Origin of the sequence: Streptomyces sp. NRRL WC-3549, from assembly GCF_000721935.1 — a bacterium.
Lineage (GTDB): Bacteria > Actinomycetota > Actinomycetes > Streptomycetales > Streptomycetaceae > Streptomyces.
On sequence record NZ_KL585396.1, the window covers coordinates 27,855 to 29,561 of the forward strand.

Consider the following 1,707-nt stretch of genomic DNA (forward strand, 5'->3'; position numbering starts at 1 on the left):
GGCCGTGGTCGGGGAACGCGCCCTGCCGGTCCCCGCCACGGGGTACACGACCCGGGGCCACACCGACCGGACCCCCGTTCCCGGGGCGCGCCCGGCTCCGGCCCCGCGTGCCTCCGCACGCTCCGGGGCGGGCCGATGAACGCCACCCTCATAGCCGTCGCGCTGTCCCTGGTGTCGGCGGGCGCCTACGCGGCCGCCGCGGTGGCCCAGGCCCGCCTCGCCGGCCGTACCGACCCCTCCACGGGGGTGCTGCGACTGCTGGGCCGAGGCGCCTGGTGGTCGGCGGTGGGGCTGAACGCGGCCGGAGCGCTGCTCCACGTCGCCGCCCTGAAGTACGGGCCGCTCACCCTGGTCCAGCCGCTCGGCGCGCTCACCCTCGTCGTCGCCGTCCCGCTCGGCGCCCACGCGGCCGGACGCCGGGTCACCCGCACCGAATGGCGGGGGACGGTGCTCACCCTGCTCGGACTCGGCGCCCTTCTGCCGGCGGCGGGCGGCGCGGCCCCGCACGACACGCTCAGCCTCGCCGAGGCCCTGGCGGTGGGCGCCGTGACCATGGCGCTCGTCGCCGTCCTCAGCCGTCCCGGCGCCCGCCCGGGTCTCCGGCACGCGGCGGCGTCCGGCTTCGCCTCCGGGGTCGCCTCTGCCCTCACCCAGACCCTGACCGTCGCCACGACCGACCGTTCCGGCCCGCTGCTCAGCTGGCGGCTCGTCACCGTGGCCCTGCTGGTCTCCGCCTTCGCCCTGGGCGGGCTGCTCCTCTCCCAGACCGCGTACCGGGGCGGCCTCGGCGCCCCGCTCGCCGTGGTCACCCTCGCCAACCCGGTCGCGGCGGCCGTGATCGGCGTCGCGCTGCTCGGTGAACACCTGCGGAGCGGGGCGGCAGGCGTCGTCCCCGCGCTGGCCGGAGCCGTGGCCGCCACGCGTGGTGTGGTCCTGCTCAGCCGGGCACAGGAACGCACCTCTTCCCCCGCCGCCCCAGCCCACGCGGTCGCGGACCGGCCGGCGCCCCGGGCCGCCCCCTCCGGCCCGGCCGCCGGCGCTTCCCGTGCCGCCGAAGCCCTTCCACTGCGCGCCGAGGCGGTCCCGGGGCCCTGAGACGGGTCCGGCTCGGCCGGATTCCACCGCGTCGCCGGGAGGGCACCGGAGGTGCGGCCGGTGCCGTCCCGGCCAGGTCACCGATGTCCAGTCCGGCGGCCACGTCGGCGCCGCCGATCAGATGCACGGGGCGACCGGTGGCCGCCAGCTCCTCGTACGGTCCGCGCCGGGGTTCCTGGCCCGCGCACAGGGCGATCGTCTCGACCACCAGGGCCCCCGCCCGCCGCGGACCGTGAGACACAGCCCCGCGTCGTCGATCAGGTCGCAGGACGCATCCGGTTCCCCTCACGCGCGGTGCCGTGGTGCCGGTCGCGGAACAGCCGCAGCACGGTGTGCGACACGTTGCACAACGACGTACGTCTCTCCGCCCGAGCCGTTCCGGCCGGTCACCGCACGGGCGGTCCACGAATGGCCCAACACCACCGCACCCCGCCACCCGGGTGAGCACACAGTGGGTCGCGTACGGAACCCTCCGCTCGTTCCCCGTCGACGGGAGACAGCCATGACCACCTTCAACCGACGTGATCTCGGGCTCCTCGTGCTCCGGGCCGGCACGGGAGCGGTCCTCGCCGCCCACGGCACCCAGACTGTCTCTTATACACATCTCTGAGC

Annotated in this window: 1 protein-coding gene; it reads left to right on the top strand. The window is 76.7% G+C overall.

Annotated features, from left to right (window positions below):
• The first annotated feature begins 135 nt into the window (after positions 1-135).
• The gene (locus IH13_RS0114035) at positions 136-1,095 is read left to right on the top strand and encodes a DMT family transporter (protein WP_031084341.1); all 960 of its coding nucleotides are present in this window, start codon (positions 136-138) and stop codon (positions 1,093-1,095) included.
• The last annotated feature ends 612 nt before the right edge of the window (positions 1,096-1,707 follow it).

Bases quoted from the DNA above. Each gene is read 5' to 3' on its own strand.
- IH13_RS0114035 (WP_031084341.1), top strand. From the start codon at position 136: ATGAACGCCACCCTCATAGCCGTCGCGCTGTCCCTGGTGTCGGCGGGC.